The organism is Candidatus Phytoplasma fabacearum (assembly GCF_030586805.1).
In the GTDB taxonomy this organism is placed as follows: domain Bacteria; phylum Bacillota_I; class Bacilli_A; order Acholeplasmatales; family Acholeplasmataceae; genus Phytoplasma; species Phytoplasma fabacearum.
Map to the genome: position 1 here is coordinate 75,487 of NZ_JAOSIM010000001.1, position 18,401 is coordinate 93,887.

The following is an 18,401-nucleotide window of genomic DNA, read 5'->3' on the forward strand; positions in this document are numbered from 1 at the left end:
ATCATTTAAAATCTTTCATTATTCGACAAAAGTTACAAACAACGGTATTAAACACCTGCTGAGAATTTAATCAAATCATAGACGGTATCAAAATCCCAAAATTTAAAAATACCACCATGAATAAATTAAAAAGCAATATTAACCATAACCAGTTAGGTAGGTATTATGCAAGCATGATGATTATCATCATAGAACTTATATGATCGGAATTAACAACTAATCAGTGGTGACACGACGTTAGTCCTCAGAAGAGGATAAATTATGGCAAGCCGGATGCTTGGAAACTTGCTCGTCCGGTTTAGAGGGGGGCTATTTGTAATAAATAACTGGTTGATAAATCAGATTATTGGAACGCAAATAATCTATTCCTATCTCAAGGACATCCTGATAAAATAGCAGATCAAATTTCTGATGTTTTATTAGATGCTTATTTGAAGCAAGATTCTAATGCGAAAATCGCTATTGAAACAATAGGGGCGCCAAAGAGGCCTAAATATCGTGTGATTTTACCAATCACCAGTGCGATAAACACTGTAAGGCTAAGAACGGTTCTTGAATGGAAACTCTCAAGAATTACAGCAGTTCTTAAAAGCGGGTTGCGACGAAGTAGTTAGTCAAGAAGATACCGCCACCAAATGGTTCTAAGGATAAGCCTGTAATGGCCTAAGAAGATAAGAAGATGCAATTCAGAAGCTTGTTTCGTAAACTACTATAAGCGAGCAGTCCAGAGTCTATTAATATATATTTTAAGTATTGAATAGTTTATCAATTAACAAACCTGGAATCTCACCATTAACAAAATGGTTACTTCACCTAAGGAATCAAGGTAGATATTTAGCGTAACTTGGAGAATCCTAAAGGTCAGTTATTAAATTAACTAATAATGAGCTTAAAGTCATTAGGCCCAAGGATAAAGCGACTTCTTAGTAGTCGGAGGAGTAAAACTTGATCTGGAATGATAAAGAGAATCGTCCTCCCTGGAACAAGGTTAACGACCTTGATAGGGCGAAAGAAGTCAGTAATTTATTGTTTATTGATAAATTATGGAAAGCCGGATGCTGGGAAACTTGCTTGTCCGGTTTGGAGGGGGGCTATTTGTAATAGCTATCAGAAAGACAAATTTTGAGATCGAAACGCAAATAATCTATCCCTATTCACTAAAAATAAAATTATTCTTTGTGGAGAAATTAAAAGTTCTATTAATTTAGATCAAAAAACAATAGAAACTATTGTTCGAGAAACAGTAAAAGATATAGGGTATACAAATAAAGAAGATAATTTTTATTATTCAAATTTGTTAATTGTTAATTTAATAAATCAACAATCTGAAGAAATTAATAAAGCTGTTTCAGTTAATGGTGGCGCCGGAGATCAAGGTGCAATGTTTGGTTACGCTACTAATGAAACACCCTGTTATATGCCATTACAGTTTATATTATCTCGAAATTTAGCTCTACAATTAAACAAAATAAGAGAAAATAAAATTTTACCTTTTTTAAAACCAGATGGTAAAACACAATTAACTATGACATATGATGAAAAAGGTAATTTATATTATATTGATTCAATTGTGATTTCTTGTCATCATAGTAATGTTGTGAAAAATAATAAAAATTTTTCAGATGATATTATAAAATATGTTATTTCTCCAGTTATTCCTATTAAATTTATAAATGTTAAAACTAAATTTTATATTAATCCAGCTGGAAGTTTTATTCAAGGTGGTCCTTGTTTTGATACTGGTTTAACAGGAAGAAAAATTATCCAAGATAGTTATGGTAGTGAAATACGTCATGGAGGAGGTTGTTTTAGTGGCAAAGATGCTTCTAAAGTAGATCGTAGCGGAGCATATATGTTAAGGTATTTAGCTAAAAATATTGTTGCTTCTGGTATTTGTGATAAATGTGAATTACAAATAGCTTATGTCATTGGAGTAAATTTTCCTGTTGGTTTGTTTATTAATACTTTTAATACTAATAGAGTTAATGATAATCTTATTCTTGATACAATTTATAATAATTTTGATTTAAGTCCTCAAGGGATTATTAATCAATTAAATTTAACTAAACCTATTTTTCATATGACTGCTAAATACGGACATTTTGGTGTTGATAATGATAAATTTAGTTGGGAAAAAACAGATAAAATAAAATTATTTTCTCGGTTGTTGAAAAAATTTTAATAATTATTATATATTTAATGTTTTTTTATCTATTTATTGAAGTTAAATAAATTTATTTAATTATTTTTTAATCATCATCGATAATCATTATAATTATTTTAAGGTTATTTTTATAAAAGGTTATACAAAAATATATGAAAAAAAAATTAGTTAAAACGGTTCGTTGTCGTGATATTAATTTTAGCCAGTGGTATACAGATCTTTGTTTAAAAGCTAAATTAATTTCTTATTCTGATGTACCAGGTTTTTTTATTTATTTACCTGATGGTTATTTTTTATGGGAAATGATACAAAAATTTTTAAATCATTATCTAAAAAAAAGCAATCATCAAAATGTTTATTTTCCTTTGCTTTTTTCTGAAAATTTGTTTCAATTAGAAAAAGATCATATTCAAGGTTTTGCTCCTGAAACTTTGATTATCGATAATGTTGCTAATCAATTGTTACCGTCTAAATTGATTCTTCGTCCGACTTCAGAAGTAATTTTTTCTAAGTATTATTCTAATATTATTACTTCTTATAGAGATTTGCCTAAATTATTTAATCAATGGTGTAGTGTAGTTCGTTGGGAAAAAAATACTAAGCCTTTTTTAAGAAGTAAAGAATTTTTATGGCAAGAGGGTCATACAGTTCATGCTTCTAAAAAAGAAGCTCTTGAAGAAACTCTTTATATTTTAAATTTGTATAAAAAATTAGGCAAAAAATTGTTAGCTATACCTTTTATTTCAGGTATTAAAACAGAAAAAGAAAAATTTAAAGGAGCTGTAACAACTTATGCTATTGAAACTTTAATGTATGATGGTCAATCTTTGCAAGCAGGTACTTCTCATTATTTAGGTACTAATTTTTCTAGAATTTTTAAAATTCAATTTCAAGATCAAAATTCTATTATACAAATAGCACATCAAACATCTTGGGCTATTTCATCTAGATTGATAGGTGCTATAATTATGGTTCATGGCGATGATGAAGGTTTAGTAATGCCACCTTATATTGCTCCTATACAGATAGTTATTATTCCTTTAAGGTTAAATAATTCGCTTTTATTAACTAAAGTTAATTTTTATTATAAACAGTTATTTAAAAAATATCGAACTAAATTAGATATACAAAATAAAAATATTGGTTGGAAATTTAGTCATTATGAATTACAGGGAATACCTTTGAGATTAGAAATAGGAGAAAAAGAATTAAAAAATGATCAAATAACAATTTTTATTAGACACAGTCGAAAAAAAATTGTTATTAATTCTTCTGAGTTATTAATAAATATAGCTAAATTAGTTAAAAATATTCATCAAAATATGTTTGATAATGCTTTGCAACGTATGGAAAAGAATATTTATATTGCTAATAATTATGAAGAATTTAAACTTTATTTAGCTAAAAAAGGATATGTTAAAATGAGTGTTTTAGCTAACGAAGCGGAAGAAATTATCAAAAAAGACACAGGAGCTACAGCTCGAATAATTTTGAAAGAAAAATTATTAAATAAGATTTGTCCTGTTACTCGTAAAAAAGCAAATCAAACTATTTTATTTGCTAGAGCTTATTAAAAGAGATAAAAATTAAAATTAATTTAATAATTAATGATTTTACTTTTATTTGAATTTATGGTAAAATTATTAAAAGTTATTCTTAATAAAATAAGAAATTAAAACAAGGAGAATAAGGTAATTTAAACGTATATGGAAAATGATGATAAAAATAATTATTTAAAAAGTTTTATTTTTTATAACCTATATTTTATTGCAGTTAAATGTGAAAGAGGTTATAAAATAAAATGAGTATAATTATTTTGACTATCATAGCATTAATTTTTATCAATGCTTTATTGTCAGCTATCGAAATATCTTTAGTTTCTTTAAGTGAAAGTAAATTGGATATTGAAATAGAAAAAGGTATTAAAAAAGCCCTAAAAATTAAAAAAATTAAATCTAAACCTACTCATTTTTTGTCTGTCATTCAAATTGTTATTCATATATTAACAGTAATTCAAGGTTATATGTTACATCATGATTCGCATGGTGAAGTTCAAATTTTATTAACTGTTCTTTCTTTGGTTTTAGGAGATATTATTCCTAAAAGAATTGCTTTAATTTATCCTTTAAAAACTGCTTATTATTTATTAGGTTTATTTAATTTAGTTTGTTTTTGTATGAAACCTTTTGTTTGGTTGTTACATCAAATAAGTAATATTATTTTATATTGTTTAAGAATTGATCCTAATAAAACTCAAGATATTGTGTCTGAAGATGAATTACGTTTTTTATTAAGCGCTTCTTATAGTCAAGGAGTTATTAATAGTAATGAAAATAATATGATACAAAATATTTTTGATTTTAATACTACTAAAGTTTCTGATATTATGCGTCATAGAAAGGAAATTGTAGCTATTCGCCATGATATTGGTATTAATGAATTGAGAGAATTTATTTTAAAAGAGAAATATACTCGATTTCCTGTTTATATGGAGAATTTGGATAAGATTTTAGGTATAGTACATATCAAAGATCTTTTTAAGGTTTTATTAGTTACAAATGATCAAAGATCTTCTAAAAACAATTATTCCAAATTTAATATTAATCATTATTTAAGAAGGGTTTTTTATATTACAGAATTTAAAAATATTAGTGAATTATTGAAAGAAATGCAGTCTAAACAAAAACATATGGCTATTGTAGTTGATGAATATGGAGGTACAGCTGGTATCGTAACTATTGAAGATGTTATTGAAGAAATTCTAGGCGAAATTCAGGATGAATATGATAAAAATGATTTTGAAATTGTAAAAATTTCTGATCAAGAATTTATTATAAAAGGTACTGCTCATCTTTGTGATATAGAAGAATATTTAAATGCTAATTTACCAGTAGATGATTATGATACTTTAAGTGGTTTTATGTTAGATAAATTGCGTAGAATGCCAGAAAGTAATGAAAAAATAAGAATAGTTTATAATGATTGGGTTTTTGACGGTTTATCTCATAATGGTTTAGTAATTACCAAAGTTAAAGTAACTAAGTCTATTATTCCTAAACAGATAAAATAAATTTGTTATTTTTATACTTAAAATAAATTATAAGTAAAGTTTGAATTTTATTTTTTTTATTTATTTTATTATTTAAATTAATAATGATTGATTAGGCATATTTATTAGAAGGTTTGGTTGAGTCATATATGAATTCTTTGTTTTATAATTCTGAAATATTATTATTAGTTGAAGAGTTGCAAACTAATTTGAAAACAGGATTAACAGAACAACAAGCTCAAACTAGATTAAGTGAAAATGGTTTGAATGAATTGTTCAAAACTAAACCTAAGTCTTTAATAAACAAATTTTTTAGCCAATTAAATAATTTTTTTATATATATTTTGCTAACAGCAGCTTTTATTACTTTAATAATAGGTTTTTTTTCTAACCATCAAGAAGAGTTATATGAAGGTATTTTAATTTTAATAATTATATTGGGTAATGCTATTTTTGGCGCTTTTCATGAACATCAAAAAGATAAATCTTTTGATATTATTACTAAAAATACTAAAATATATGTAAAAGTTTTACGAGAATCCAATGTAAAATCAATTACTAGTGATCAATTAGTTCCAGGGGATATTGTTTTTTTGGATAAAGGAGATATAGTTCCTGCAGATTTGCGTTTATTAGTTTCTAATAATTTGCAAGTGGATGAAGCGATTTTGACAGGCGAATCTGTAGCAGTTGCTAAACAAGTTGAGATTCAAATTATCGATTCCAATTTATTGAATTATAAACATTTGTTATTTATGAATACTGTTGTAATTAATGGAAATGCCGAAGCTTTAGTTATTAATACAGGTATGAAAACTCAAATAGGTAATATTGCTAAATTATCTCAAACAATTCAAAAAGAAAAAACAATTTTAGAATTTTATTTACAAAAATTAACTAAAATATTGAGTATTATTATTTTTATTTTAATTTTAATAAATTTTATTTTTAATGTTATGAAATATTATTTATTTTTTCATTATTTGAGTTGGGATGTTATTAGTAGTTATTTATTATCTTCTATTGCTTTAATTGTAGCAGTTATTCCAGAAGGTTTATTAGCTATTATGACTATTATTTTTGCTTTTGGTATAAAAAAGATAGCTAAAGAAAATGCTATTGTCAAAAATTTAAAAACATTAGAAAGATTAGGTTCGATCAATGTTATTTGCACAGATAAAACAGGTACACTCACTCAGAATAAGCTATTGATTAAATCATTTTATGTTTATTCTGATTTTTTTCATATTGATTATTCTAATAAATTAATTTGTAATAACTTAATGACAAGTTGTAAGGAATTAGTTTATTACGGCCTTTTATGTAATAGTATCGCTCAGCATTATAATGAAAAAATTATTTCTTGTTATGATTTATTAGATTCTGTAGATCGTTCTTTTGTAGAATTATCTAAATTTTTGAATATCGATCTTTCTGAGCTACAACAACAATATAAATTAATCAAAATGTTTCCTTTTGATGATCATTCGAAGTTAATGATCGCTATCTATAAATATCAACATCAATATTTAACTATTTTCAAAGGCGCTGGAGAAATTATATTAGATTTATCATACTATATTTATAATAGTCAAAAACAAAAAAATGTTATTAAAGATTCAAAACATAAAGAAGATTTTGAATTAAAGTTAAATCAAAAAGCTCAAATGGGTTATAAAGTATTAGGGATCGCTTATACAAATTTTTTTGATTATCGTTTTTTATGTGATAATATTTCTGTAAAAGAAATTTTGTATATTTTACGTAACAATATTATTTTCATCGGATTGGTAGGTATTGAAGATCCTATAAAGTTAGAAGTTTTTCAATCGATCCAAGAATGCTATGAAGCTAATATTCAGACAATTATGATTACAGGTGATCATCGTTGTACAGCTATTCAAGTAGCTAATAAATTAAAAATTTTAAATAAAAAAACTGATTTAGTTATTGATGGTTCTGAATTAGATAAATTAACTGAAACAGAATTATTACAAAATTTAATAAATATTAAGGTTTACGCTCGTACTATTCCGGTACATAAATTAAAAATTGTAAGAGCTTGGCAAAAATTAGGTTATATAGTAGCTATGATTGGCGATGGAGTTAATGATGTACCTAGTATTAAACAAGCTGATGTAGGATTAGCTATGGGTTTAAGTGGTACCGAAATCACAAAACAAAGTGCTGATATTGTTTTAATGGATGACAATTTTCATACTATTTTAACATCTATTAAAGAAGGGCAAAATGTTTTTGTTAATATTCGTAAAAGTTTAGTTTTTTTATTAAGTTGTAATATGGGTGAAATTTGTCTTATATTATTTAATAGTTTTTTTGGTTTTTTTTATTTTCCTTTTGATTTTGTTATTTTAAATACTTTACAAATTCTTTGGATTAATTTAGTTACTGATTCTTTAGTAGCTTTAGCTTTAGGCATGGAACCTCCAGAGCATAATATTATAGATCATTCTATGATGAAAAAAAATAATAATTTTTTAAATAAATCAACCATTTATAAAATTTTTTTAGAAGGTTTAATGTTGGGTATTATTGTTTTTGGTTCTGCTATTTTAGGTTATTATAGTCATAGTATTGATAATTTTAAATATGGCCAAACTTTTGCTTTTATGGTATTAGCTTTTTCGCAGTTATTTCATGCTTGGAATTTTAGAAGTTTATCTAAGTCTATTTTTTCTATTAAAACTAAAAATAATTTTTTTATAATTTATTTTATAATAAGTTTTGCGATACAGTTTATTATTTTATTTATTCCTGTTTTCCAAAAATATTTTAATTTGGCTAAGTTATCTTTTTGGGATATAAGTATTATTATAGTTATTTCTTTAATTCCTATATTGGTTGTTGAATTATTTAAAAAATATTTTAAAGATTAATTTATTATTTAGTTTTTGAAATTTTTTCTAAATTTTGAATTTTATTTTAATAATTTTACATATAAATTTTTTTAATTGATATTTCGAAAGATCAGGAGTATTTACTAATGGGATTTATAAAATATAAAATTTATATTTTGTTAACTATGATTAGAAAGATTATTTATTATTTTTTTAATTTATTTTTATTTTTTTTAGTTATATTTTTATTGTGTAATTTAATTTTAGATAAAGAAAAAACTTCTCAAATTTTTCGTTTTAATTTTTCTCGTGTATCTAGTGATAGTATGTTACCTTCGATGCGTGTCGATGATATAGTTTTTTTTACTATATTAGATGAAAATAAATGTAAATTATTAAAACCAAGTAATCCAAGAACTTCAGATGGTGATATAATTATATTTAAAGCTGATGATTCTCAATTTTCTTATTTAAAAGATAGTTTTATTATTCATAGAGTAGTTGCTAATAATAATCAAGAAAAATATGTTACTACGAAAGGCGATAATAATTCGGCTATTCAAAAATTTGAAGAAAAAATTCCTTATAAAAATATTTTTTATAAATATTCTTTTAAAATCCCTTATGAGATAACTTATGCATTTATATGGGGAATGATGTTATTATTATTTTATTTTATTGTTTGGGGAGAACATGAATACGATGAGAATTTAGTTTAAAATTTTAATTTATTAATTCAGATTATTATTTTGTTAAAAGAGTTATTGTATAAAGGTGATAATGTTTATGTTGATTAATATAGATTGGGAATATATTATTGATAAAGAACAACAAAAAAATTATTTTCTTAAAATAAAAAAATTTTTGCTACTTCAATCTAAGTTGGGGAAAAAAATTTTGCCAAATGCAAAAAATATTTTTACCGCTTTTAAATTTACTTCTTGGGAAAAAGTAAAAGTTGTTATTTTAGGTCAGGATCCTTATCCTGGACCTAATCAAGCTCACGGCTTAGCATTTAGTACTTTATCTTGGGATACACCTAAAAGTTTAAAGAATATTTTTATTGAGTTACAAAATGATTTATCTATTATAAATTTTAGAAATCAATTATTTTCTTGGGCTTACGAAGGGGTATTGTTATTAAATACCATTTTAACTGTCGAACAAGGATTTCCTTTGAGTCACAAAAATATTGGTTGGCATATTTTTATTATTAATATATTTAATTATTTGTCTTTGAAAAAAAATATTGTTTATATTTTATGGGGTAAAAAAGCTCAAGAGTATAAAGAATATATTAATATTAAGGATAATTTAATTATTGAAAGTAGTCATCCTTCTCCTTTATCTGCTTATCAAGGTTTTTTCGGTTCTAAACCTTTTTCTCGTACTAATGAATATTTAAAACATCATCAAAAACAACCTATTAATTGGAATTTGCACTAAAGAGGATTTTTAAATACTAGGTTATATTTCATCAATAACCAACAATGATAAACATTTAAAGGATAAGAATAATATTTTTTATTAAAAAGAATCGATGGAAATCAAAACATTTTTAAAATTGAGCGGATATTAACTAAGATTATTCCATGATTTTCAATAATTACATTTAGAAGTCAAAAACATCCTAATAAAATCATAAATGTTAACGAGAAATTAGTTTTCAGAATAATGTATTATTTTTATGGTTTATATGAGGGGGGGTTATTATCTGTACTTTATATAAACAATAATAAAAGATTTTTTCAAAATGTAAATATCTATTTTATTAATTATATTTGAACAAAATAATTAATATTTTATAATTAATTCATTGATAAGAACACTTTTAGAAAGGAGTTTTTTGATTCATGAAGAAAAATTTTCAAAATTATATCGGTTGTGTCGGAGCAGATGAATCAGGTAAGGGTGATGTATTCGGTCCTATAGTAGTTAGTATAGTTTATATAAGGTATGAATTAGAAGATTTTTTATTACGCAATAGAGTTAAAGATTCCAAATTATTAAGTAAAAATTCTATTTTTCAAATAGCTCCTTTTTTGATGAAAAATATTGATTATGATTTTGAGATTTTACAACCTTTTGATTACAATAATTTAATTAAGAAAAAATTAAATCTTAATCATATACTTGCTTGTTTATATAATAAATTAATTTTAAGATTTTATCATAATTTAAAATTTTCATCTCCAGTCATTATAGATCAATTTGCAACTGAATCTTTTTATTTTAATTATTTAAAAACAGAATCTAATGTTTATCGTCATATTAGATTTCAAACCAAAGCTGAATCTAAATTTTTATGTGTAGCCGCTTCTTCTATTATTGCTCGTTATTTATTTTTAAGAGAGATAGAAAAATTAGGGCAACTTAATAATGTAAAATTAATTTTAGGAGCTTCTGATTTAGTTAATCGACAAATTAAATTAATTTATGAAAAATATGGTTTATCCATTTTTTATAAAATTGCTAAAATTAATTTTAAAAATATTAGTAAGAATACTTGTTTTAATTGATCTTGATTTTAAAATTGAATTTTATGAAAATTTTCAAAAAAATATTTATCTAAATTAAAATTATTAAAAAAGGAATAAGCAATATGCATAATATTTTTTCGAAAATAGTTAATAAACAAATACCGAGTTATATTATTTATGAAGATGATTTAGTTATGGCTTTTTTAGATATTTCTCAAGCGACTCGTGGTCATACTTTAGTTATTACTAAAAAAGTTTATTCTAATATTCAAGATGTACCACAAGATATTTTTGTTTATTTATTTAAAATAGTTTATCAAATTAGCCATACATTGATTAAAGCTTTTAAAGCTTCTGGTTTAAACTTAATAAATAATAATGGAGAAGTAGCTGGACAAACTGTTTTTCATTATCATGTTCATATAATTCCTCGCTTTTCTAAGGAAGAAATCTGTTTTCAATTATTAGATAATTCTTCTTATTTAAAGGAACATGATTATAAAATGATTTTACAAAAAATACTAGATTATAATTCTAATTAAAAAATAAAAAAATTTAAATATTTAATACATATTTTTCAAAAAATAATTAAAAAATTTCTTAAATTTCATTAATAAAATAAATATATTAATTAATATATCATACTAATCCCCTATTTAATTTATTTAATAATAAAAAAGTTAGATTAGTTGCTATACGGCCTTTGGGAGTTCTTTTTATATAGCCTTTTTGGATTAAATAAGGTTCATAAACTTCTTCTATAGTAAAAATTTCTTCTCCCAAAGTAGCAGATAAATTTTTAATCCCTACTGGTCCACCATTAAACTTAATTACTAAATTCTTTAAATAATTATAATCTGTTTCATTTAATCCATTTTCATCAATTTTTAATTTTTTTAATGTTTCTATTGTTATTTGATGAGTAATTATTTTATTAGAATATATTTCTGCAAAATCACGTGTTCTCCGGAATAAACGATTAGCTATTCTAGGCGTGCCACGACTACGTTTTACTAATTCTGTTAATGCTGATTCTTCTATATAATTATTATAGACTTTAGCTGTTCTTTGGAGAATAGTTTTTAGTTCTGATTCTTTATAATAATTTAATTTTAAAGTTAAACCAAATCGATCTCTTAGTGGAAAAGAGATATGCCCGAATTTAGTAGTAGCTCCAATTAAAGAAAAAGCTGCTAAATTAATTCTAATAGTTCTTCTATCGTAATCTTTACCGATAACGATATCTAAAGCATAATCTTCCATAGCAGAGTATAAAATTTCTTCTACGGTTTTTGGTAATCGATGAATTTCGTCAATAAATAAAATTTCTCCTGTTTTTAAACTGCTCAAAATAGCAGATAAATCTCCAGCTTTTTCTAAAACAGCCCCATTAGTAATCTTTATATTTGTTTTTAATTCATTAGCTATAATGCGTGCTAAAGTAGTTTTTCCTAAACCTGGAGGTCCATAAAATAATAGGTGATCTAAAGTTTCTTTTCGTTTTCGTGAAGCTTTGATATAAATATCTAAAATATGTTTAATATCTTCTTGTCCCGCGTATTCTTTTAATGTTTGAGGTCTTAAAAAAGCATCTTCATTTTTATTTTTTTGATTTGGTTGATTTTTTAATTTTTTTTCCATTTTATTTCCTATTTGTTAATAATAATTGTAAAGCTTCTTTAATCATGGCTTCTATATCTTGTTCTGTATTGATTTGGTTTATAATAGAATTAATTTGTTTTATATCAAAACCTAAATTACATAAAGCATTTTGAACATCTTTTTGTTTTGGATTAAATATATAATTTGTTTTTTTATTTTTGTTTTTAGTATTTAAATACCAAACAATTTGTTGTGCGGTTTTTTCGCCAATACCTGGAAATTGTTTTAAGAAATTTATATTATTAGTTTCAATAGCCATTTGAATGTCTGCAAATAATTCGTTTTGTGTCAATGCAATAGCTATTTTAGGCCCTATACCTGGAATAGTAATTATTGTTTTAAAAAAATTTAATAGATTAATATTTGTAAAACCATATAAATAGCGTATATTTTCTTTAATATATAAATAAGTAAATAATTTTACTTTTTGATTTATTTTGAATAAATAAGGATTATAAAAACCTATTTCGTAACCTATACCATTATTTTCAAGAATTATATTATTATTATTGATTAATTTTACTAAACCTGTAATATAGTAGTACATATTAACGGTTATTTACTCCTTTATAATTTATTTTTATTAATTTTTGATCTAAAAATAATTATTAATTTAAGGTTATCTTTTTTTAATTTAAATAATTTAATTATTTTTAGATATTTGTTGAAATGATTTATTAAATTATATATATTTTACTATATTTAGGTATTATAATAAATAATGACTATATAATTAAGAGAATATTATATTTAATATTCTATTAAGTTTACATCTTAATTATATTTTTAAATTTTTATTTAACCTTTTATATTCTAAATTTTTAATATTATAAATATTAACTCATATTTAATAATTTTTTATAATTTACGTACAAAATATTTTTATTAATTAAGTTTTAATTTTTAAATAATTTATTATAATAACAATTTTTATTTTTTAAAGAAAATGAGTCAATATATGATTGACAGTAATTATTTTTTATTTTATAATTATTTGAATTATTATTTTTCAAAATATTTTTTAATTAAATTGCGTTTGGAGTTAGAAACATGTCAGTTAAAATTCGTTTACAACTTTTCGGTTCTCGTCACAAACCTTTTTATCGTGTAGTAGCAATTGATGCTCATAACAAAAGGAATGGTAAATTTTTAGAAATTTTAGGAAACTATGATCCATTAAAAGGAATAATTAATTTGAATTTAGAGAAAATTAATTATTGGTTATCTTTAGGTGGGCAACCCACTACTACTGTTAAAAATTTGTGTAAAAAATTTAAAAAGAATTAAATTAATTAATTTTTCGAGTTTAAAAGTTTTTTCAAAATAATAGAATAATTTAAAAGGAAATATAATTGAAATAAGAAATTTATTTTTTGTTTTTTTGAAAAGGAAAGATTATTTGATAAATAACATGCAAATAGATATTATAACTATTTTTCCCAATTTTTTCGATTATTTCTTAAATCATTCTATTTTGAAAAGAGCTAAAGAAAAAAATAAAGTTATTATGAATATACATGATTTAAGATTTTATAGTCATAATAAACATTTTAAAATAGATGATAAGCCATATAGTGGCGATGCAGGAATGTTGTTATCATTTCCGCCTTTATATGATTGTTTAGAAAAAATAAAATCCAATATTAAGAATAAAAGTAAAGTTATTTTATTATCTCCTCAAGGGAATGTATTAACTCAATATAAAGCAAATCAATATGTTAATGATTTTGAACAATTAGTTATTATTTGTGGTAATTATGAAGGTGTTGATGCTAGAATTTTAAATTTTATAGATGAAGAATTGTCTATTGGCGATTACGTTTTAACTGGTGGGGAAATTGCTTCTTTAGTTTTTATAGATGTTATAATTAGACTTATACCAGGGGTAATTCATAAAAATTCTTATTTATCTGATTCCCATCAAAAAGGTTTATTAAAATATCCTCAATATACTAGGCCTTTCGAATATAAAAATTATAAAGTTCCTTCGATTCTTTTATCCGGGGATCATCAAAAAATTTATAAATGGCGTTTAAAAGAAAGTTTAAAGAGTACTTTCAAAAAAAGACCAGATTTGTTAGAAAAAATTAATTTAGATGGATTAAATCAAAAAATATTAAAAGAAATTAAAAATGAAGGTGAAGAGTAAATATTATATTTTTCATGTTTTTGTAAGTATAAATAAAATTTTTTTTATTAAGGAAGCGGAAATATTAAATTATGGAATTCAAAGGTCAGTCTTTAATAAGATCTATAGATAGTCAAAGTTTTAAAAAAATACCTTTTTTTAAAGTTGGTGATACTGTTAGAATGTTAATTAGACAATCTAATGGCGATAATAAACGTGTTCAAAATTTTTCTGGATTAGTTATTAAACGTCAAGGTAGTGGTATATCTGCAACTTTTACTGTACGCGCTATTAGATTTGGTGTAGGAGTAGAACGTACTTTCCCTATTTATTCAGATTCTTTAGAAAATATAGAAGTTCTTAGTTCTGGTATAGTTCGTCGTGCGAAATTATATTATATACGTAATTTATCATCAAAAGCTGCTAGAATTAAAACTAAACATAAATAAAAATTTTTTATAATCTATATAATTTTTATTTTTGTTTATTTTATTATCTTAAATATACAGAAATAAACATATATTTATAAAAAATAAAATTAAAAATTGGAGATAAAAAATGTCTTTGTTTGAAGAATTAAAACTGCGTAATTTAATAAAAGATTGTAGCAATGAATCAGATTTAAAACATAAGTTGAATCATAATGTTATTAATTTTTATTGCGGTTTCGATCCTACAGCTATTTCTTTAACAATAGGACATTTAGTGCAAATTAACACCATTTTGCTTTTGTATAATAAAGGTCATAATCCTTTTATTTTGATAGGTCAAGCCACTAGTTTAGTTGGAGATCCTAAAGAAACAAAAGAAAGGACTTTATTAATACCACAAGAAGTTGTTAAAAATACTCGAGATATTTTTTTACAATTAAAAGGTTTATTGCCTCAAAAAAGAGTATCTTTTGTTAATAATTATGATTGGTTATCTCAAATTAATTTTTTAGATTTTTTACGTCAATATGGTAAATTATTTAATATTAAATATATTTTATCTAAAAAAATTATATCCGAAAGATTGAATAATGAAAATTCCGGTATTTCTTATACTGAATTTTCTTATAATTTATTGCAAGCTTTTGATTTTTATCAATTATATTTCAACTATAATGTAATATTGCAAATTGGTGGTTCTGATCAGTGGGGAAATATTACTAGCGGTTTGGAATTAATTAGAAAATTAATTAATCCTTCTCAAAATAAACCTTTAGGTATGAGTATCCCTTTATTATTAAATGATCAAGGTGTTAAAATTGGTAAAAGTGAAAAAGGTAATGTATGGTTAAATTCAGAATTAACTAGTCCTTTTGATATGTATCAATATTTTGTAAATTTACCTGATAATCGTGTAATTGCATGTTTAAAACAAATGACTTTAATTACGTTAGATCGCATTAATTATTTAGAATCTGAAATGAAATTTAATTCTTACAAAAGATTAGCTCAAAAAGAATTAGCTAGTTATATAGTTTCTTTAGTTCATGGTCCATTAATATCTAAAGATTGTGAACAAGCCAGTTATCTTTTATTTAATAAAAAAAGATCAGATTTGGTAGAATCAGATTTAAAATTTTTACAAAAATATTTATTTTGTTTATCAGTTGGCCAAAAAGTTACTTTATTAGATGTTTTAATTCGAAGCAAATTAGCTTTTTCAAAGAAAGAAGGCAAATCATTGTTATTATCTCAAAGTATTAAAATTTTTCCTTGTAAAAAAATTATTAATTATGATTTATGCTTAACTTCTGAATTAGCTTTATTTAATAAATATATTTTATTGACTAAAAAAAAGAAATTTAACATTTTAATATATTTTTCTTAAATTTAAATTAATAATTAAAATTTATTATTTTTTTAATCTCAAAAATGTGAGTAAAAATATTATGGTTAATTATTTATTATATCGTCAATTAATTATAAAACATTCAAAAAAACCTTTTAATTATGGTTTATTACCTATTACTTGTAACAATAATTGCCTTATCAAAAAAAAACACAATTTATTGTGCGGAGATGAAATAACATTACAAATTTTTTTTAATGATGGTTTTATTAATTCAATTCGGCATGAAACAAAAGGTTGTTCTATAATATGCGCTTCGTCATCTATTATGTCAATTTCTTTATCTAATCAAACATTTACTCAAAGTTTAAAGGTTATTAATAATTTTATAAATATGTTACAGAATAAATCTTTTGATATTGCTGTTTTGGAATCAGATTTGTTATTGTTTGAAGTAATTGCTAATATTCCTAATAAATTAAATTGCACTATTATTCCTTGGTTGTTAGCCTTTGATTTAATACAAAATTATCTTAATAATGTTATAAATTAAGTTGAAAATATATTTGTTGAATAAATATGTATAATAAATATTATTTAAAGTGAGTTGTAATATTCTATGATTTTATCATCTAATAATAGTATTTTTAAGAAAATGATGAAATTATCATCTAAAAAATATCGAGATTTATACGAAGAATTTCTTGTATTTGGTAATCATCTTGTGCAAGAAGCTATCAAAAAAGGATTAGTAGTAAGTTTATATACTATTAATCCTGAAAAAGAAGCAGGTTTATTTATTAAAAAATCTTTAATGAAATTATTAAATAACAATCATATATTATATTCACAGGTAGCTATTTGTAAAATGTTAAAATCATCTTCATATGATGATAAAATACTTATTTTAGATAATATTCAAGATCCATCTAATGCTGGACTTTTATTAAGAAGTGCTTGTGCTTTTGGCTTTAAAACTATTTTTTTTAGTAATAATAGTGTAGATATTTATAATGAAAAAACCATTCAAGTTAGTCAAGGAGCTATTTTTAATTTAAATTTTTATCGTGGTAATTTAGCTAATTTTTTGTTTTTTTTAAGAAAAAAAAATTATTTTGTTATAGGATCTTGTGTTCGTGAAAACACTTTTTTATCTAATGATTTAATAGATTATAGCATGATATATAATAATAAAATTGCTTTAATATTAGGTAATGAAGGAAAAGGTATTTCTGATGTTGCTCGTAAAAACTCGGATTATCTAATTTCCATCCCTACTACCGATTTAGTAGAAAGTTTAAATGTAGCTATAGCCGGAAGTATTATTATGTTTTATATTTATCTCAATCGATAAAGGATTTTTTAGATTTAGATTTTTAATCATATATCGAATTCATACAATTATTATTTAAGTTTTAAATTTTTATTAAATAATCTTTTTTTAATCATAATAATTTCTTCTTTATAGATAGGCTTTTCGTTAACAAAAGGTGTTTCTAAAATTTTAGGGATATTATCGAATAATGGGTAATATATAATTTTTATTAAAACTTCAAATCCTATTTGGCCATATCCAATATTTTCGTGTCGGTCTTTTTTACTACCTAAATAATTTTTTGAATCATTAATATGTAGAACGGACAAGTATTTTAAATTAATAATTTTATCAAATTGTTTTATTATATTTTCAAATTGGTTTTTAATATCATAACCGGCATCAAATACATGACAAGTATCAAAACAAATAGAAATTCTCTTTTTATCTTCTATTAAATCGATAATATTTTTTAATTCTTGAAAATTAGAACCAATTTCATTACCCTTTCCTGCCATAGTTTCTAATGCTATTTTAGTTTTTAGATTAGAAGTATTTTTAAAAATTTTGTTAATACCTTGAGCAATCCATTTTATAGCTTCTAATTTATTTTTATTTAGATTATTTCCCGGATGTATTACCATTTGAGGAATTTTCATTTGAGCAAATCGATTTAATTCTTTTATTAAAAATTCGATAGCAAATTCCCTTTTATTTAAAATAGGATTAGCTAAATTAACAATATATGGCGCGTGACCTACTAAATAATTAACATTAATATTGTGTTTTTTCATTTCTGATAAAGTTTGATCAATATCATCTTTTGTAATAATATTTCTTTTAGTATTTTGAGGGGGACCTGAATATAACATAAAAGTATTTGAATTAAATGATAAAGCTTGTTCTAAAGCTCCTAAATACATTTTAGGTTTTTTAAAGGATACATGGCTTCCTATTATTAACATA

General features: G+C 23.2%; 19 protein-coding genes and 1 pseudogene. 17 read left to right on the top strand and 3 right to left on the bottom strand.

Annotated features, from left to right (window positions below):
* Positions 1–261: 261 nt before the first annotated feature.
* The 11 genes and pseudogenes from OC705_RS00315 (at position 262) to OC705_RS00365 (ending at position 11,093) form a co-directional block, all read left to right on the top strand.
* Positions 262–396, top strand: coding sequence for a hypothetical protein (locus OC705_RS00315; RefSeq protein ID WP_304512266.1), 135 nt, complete (start codon positions 262–264; stop codon positions 394–396).
* A pseudogene (locus OC705_RS02570) lies at positions 393–473 on the top strand (S-adenosylmethionine synthetase N-terminal domain-containing protein); the annotation flags it as partial. The gene OC705_RS00315 and the pseudogene OC705_RS02570, both read left to right, overlap by 4 nt.
* Positions 474–1,043: 570 nt before the next feature.
* Positions 1,044–1,208, top strand: a complete 165-nt coding sequence (locus tag OC705_RS00325) for a hypothetical protein (RefSeq protein WP_304512264.1) — start codon at positions 1,044–1,046, stop codon at positions 1,206–1,208.
* Positions 1,199–2,182: a methionine adenosyltransferase gene (gene metK, locus OC705_RS00330; protein ID WP_304512292.1), complete on the top strand. Its 984-nt coding sequence runs from the start codon at positions 1,199–1,201 to the stop codon at positions 2,180–2,182. The genes OC705_RS00325 and metK overlap by 10 nt, the downstream gene beginning before the upstream one ends.
* Positions 2,183–2,316: 134 nt before the next feature.
* Complete coding sequence (proS, locus tag OC705_RS00335; RefSeq protein WP_304514009.1) at positions 2,317–3,738, top strand: proline--tRNA ligase; 1,422 nt, start codon at positions 2,317–2,319, stop codon at positions 3,736–3,738.
* Between the two features lie 227 nt (positions 3,739–3,965).
* Complete coding sequence (locus OC705_RS00340; protein WP_304512262.1) at positions 3,966–5,234, top strand: hemolysin family protein; 1,269 nt, start codon at positions 3,966–3,968, stop codon at positions 5,232–5,234.
* Positions 5,235–5,362: 128 nt separating this feature from the next.
* The gene (locus OC705_RS00345; protein ID WP_304514010.1) at positions 5,363–8,110 is read left to right on the top strand and encodes a cation-translocating P-type ATPase; all 2,748 of its coding nucleotides are present in this window, start codon (positions 5,363–5,365) and stop codon (positions 8,108–8,110) included.
* A 107-nt stretch (positions 8,111–8,217) separates the two neighbouring features.
* Positions 8,218–8,790 carry a signal peptidase I gene (locus OC705_RS00350; RefSeq protein WP_304512260.1) on the top strand — a complete coding sequence of 191 codons (573 nt, stop codon included), beginning with the start codon at positions 8,218–8,220 and terminating at the stop codon, positions 8,788–8,790.
* A 67-nt stretch (positions 8,791–8,857) separates the two neighbouring features.
* On the top strand, positions 8,858–9,517 hold the full coding sequence (locus OC705_RS00355; protein ID WP_304512259.1) for a uracil-DNA glycosylase: 660 nt from the start codon (positions 8,858–8,860) through the stop codon (positions 9,515–9,517).
* A 407-nt stretch (positions 9,518–9,924) separates the two neighbouring features.
* Entirely contained in the window at positions 9,925–10,590 is a 666-nt protein-coding gene (locus OC705_RS00360; RefSeq protein WP_304512258.1) for a ribonuclease HIII, read from the top strand.
* 83 nt (positions 10,591–10,673) lie between these two features.
* Positions 10,674–11,093 (top strand): HIT family protein, encoded by a 420-nt coding sequence (locus tag OC705_RS00365; RefSeq protein WP_304512257.1) that lies wholly within the window; start codon positions 10,674–10,676, stop codon positions 11,091–11,093.
* A 97-nt stretch (positions 11,094–11,190) separates the two neighbouring features.
* On the opposite strand, the gene ruvB is transcribed toward OC705_RS00365, so the two are convergent.
* Both ruvB and ruvA read right to left on the bottom strand, forming a co-directional pair.
* Positions 11,191–12,192, bottom strand: a complete 1,002-nt coding sequence (ruvB, locus tag OC705_RS00370; RefSeq protein ID WP_304512256.1) for a Holliday junction branch migration DNA helicase RuvB — start codon at positions 12,190–12,192, stop codon at positions 11,191–11,193.
* A 1-nt stretch (position 12,193) separates the two neighbouring features.
* Positions 12,194–12,760, bottom strand: coding sequence for a Holliday junction branch migration protein RuvA (gene ruvA / locus OC705_RS00375; RefSeq protein ID WP_304512255.1), 567 nt, complete (start codon positions 12,758–12,760; stop codon positions 12,194–12,196).
* A 503-nt stretch (positions 12,761–13,263) separates the two neighbouring features.
* Between ruvA and rpsP the strand changes: the two genes are divergently transcribed.
* The 6 genes from rpsP (at position 13,264) to OC705_RS00405 (ending at position 17,474) form a co-directional block, all read left to right on the top strand.
* A complete protein-coding gene (gene rpsP, locus OC705_RS00380) occupies positions 13,264–13,500 on the top strand; it encodes a 30S ribosomal protein S16 (RefSeq protein WP_304512254.1) in 237 nt (78 codons plus the stop codon).
* A gap of 124 nt (positions 13,501–13,624) precedes the next feature.
* Positions 13,625–14,362: a tRNA (guanosine(37)-N1)-methyltransferase TrmD gene (gene trmD / locus OC705_RS00385; protein WP_304512291.1), complete on the top strand. Its 738-nt coding sequence runs from the start codon at positions 13,625–13,627 to the stop codon at positions 14,360–14,362.
* 68 nt (positions 14,363–14,430) lie between these two features.
* On the top strand, positions 14,431–14,790 hold the full coding sequence (rplS, locus tag OC705_RS00390) for a 50S ribosomal protein L19 (RefSeq protein ID WP_304512290.1): 360 nt from the start codon (positions 14,431–14,433) through the stop codon (positions 14,788–14,790).
* Positions 14,791–14,899: 109 nt separating this feature from the next.
* On the top strand, positions 14,900–16,159 hold the full coding sequence (tyrS, locus tag OC705_RS00395) for a tyrosine--tRNA ligase (RefSeq protein WP_304512253.1): 1,260 nt from the start codon (positions 14,900–14,902) through the stop codon (positions 16,157–16,159).
* 61 nt (positions 16,160–16,220) lie between these two features.
* Positions 16,221–16,673 (top strand): iron-sulfur cluster assembly scaffold protein, encoded by a 453-nt coding sequence (locus OC705_RS00400; protein ID WP_304512252.1) that lies wholly within the window; start codon positions 16,221–16,223, stop codon positions 16,671–16,673.
* 66 nt (positions 16,674–16,739) lie between these two features.
* On the top strand, positions 16,740–17,474 hold the full coding sequence (locus tag OC705_RS00405; RefSeq protein ID WP_304514011.1) for a TrmH family RNA methyltransferase: 735 nt from the start codon (positions 16,740–16,742) through the stop codon (positions 17,472–17,474).
* Positions 17,475–17,524: 50 nt separating this feature from the next.
* On the opposite strand, the gene OC705_RS00410 is transcribed toward OC705_RS00405, so the two are convergent.
* Positions 17,525–18,400: a deoxyribonuclease IV gene (locus OC705_RS00410; RefSeq protein ID WP_304512250.1), complete on the bottom strand. Its 876-nt coding sequence runs from the start codon at positions 18,398–18,400 to the stop codon at positions 17,525–17,527.
* Position 18,401 lies beyond the last annotated feature (1 nt).

Coding starts and splice junctions, on each gene's coding strand:
- trmD (WP_304512291.1), top strand. CDS start 13,625: ATGCAAATAGATATTATAACTATTTTTCCCAATTTTTTCGATTATTTC.
- OC705_RS00345 (WP_304514010.1), top strand. CDS start 5,363: ATGAATTCTTTGTTTTATAATTCTGAAATATTATTATTAGTTGAAGAG.
- ruvB (WP_304512256.1), bottom strand. CDS start 12,192: ATGGAAAAAAAATTAAAAAATCAACCAAATCAAAAAAATAAAAATGAA.
- OC705_RS00405 (WP_304514011.1), top strand. CDS start 16,740: ATGATTTTATCATCTAATAATAGTATTTTTAAGAAAATGATGAAATTA.
- OC705_RS00355 (WP_304512259.1), top strand. CDS start 8,858: ATGTTGATTAATATAGATTGGGAATATATTATTGATAAAGAACAACAA.
- OC705_RS00410 (WP_304512250.1), bottom strand. CDS start 18,400: ATGTTAATAATAGGAAGCCATGTATCCTTTAAAAAACCTAAAATGTAT.
- rpsP (WP_304512254.1), top strand. CDS start 13,264: ATGTCAGTTAAAATTCGTTTACAACTTTTCGGTTCTCGTCACAAACCT.
- OC705_RS00365 (WP_304512257.1), top strand. CDS start 10,674: ATGCATAATATTTTTTCGAAAATAGTTAATAAACAAATACCGAGTTAT.
- OC705_RS00340 (WP_304512262.1), top strand. CDS start 3,966: ATGAGTATAATTATTTTGACTATCATAGCATTAATTTTTATCAATGCT.
- OC705_RS00400 (WP_304512252.1), top strand. CDS start 16,221: ATGGTTAATTATTTATTATATCGTCAATTAATTATAAAACATTCAAAA.
- ruvA (WP_304512255.1), bottom strand. CDS start 12,760: ATGTACTACTATATTACAGGTTTAGTAAAATTAATCAATAATAATAAT.
- tyrS (WP_304512253.1), top strand. CDS start 14,900: ATGTCTTTGTTTGAAGAATTAAAACTGCGTAATTTAATAAAAGATTGT.
- OC705_RS00350 (WP_304512260.1), top strand. CDS start 8,218: ATGGGATTTATAAAATATAAAATTTATATTTTGTTAACTATGATTAGA.
- OC705_RS00325 (WP_304512264.1), top strand. CDS start 1,044: ATGGAAAGCCGGATGCTGGGAAACTTGCTTGTCCGGTTTGGAGGGGGG.
- OC705_RS00315 (WP_304512266.1), top strand. CDS start 262: ATGGCAAGCCGGATGCTTGGAAACTTGCTCGTCCGGTTTAGAGGGGGG.
- OC705_RS00360 (WP_304512258.1), top strand. CDS start 9,925: ATGAAGAAAAATTTTCAAAATTATATCGGTTGTGTCGGAGCAGATGAA.
- proS (WP_304514009.1), top strand. CDS start 2,317: ATGAAAAAAAAATTAGTTAAAACGGTTCGTTGTCGTGATATTAATTTT.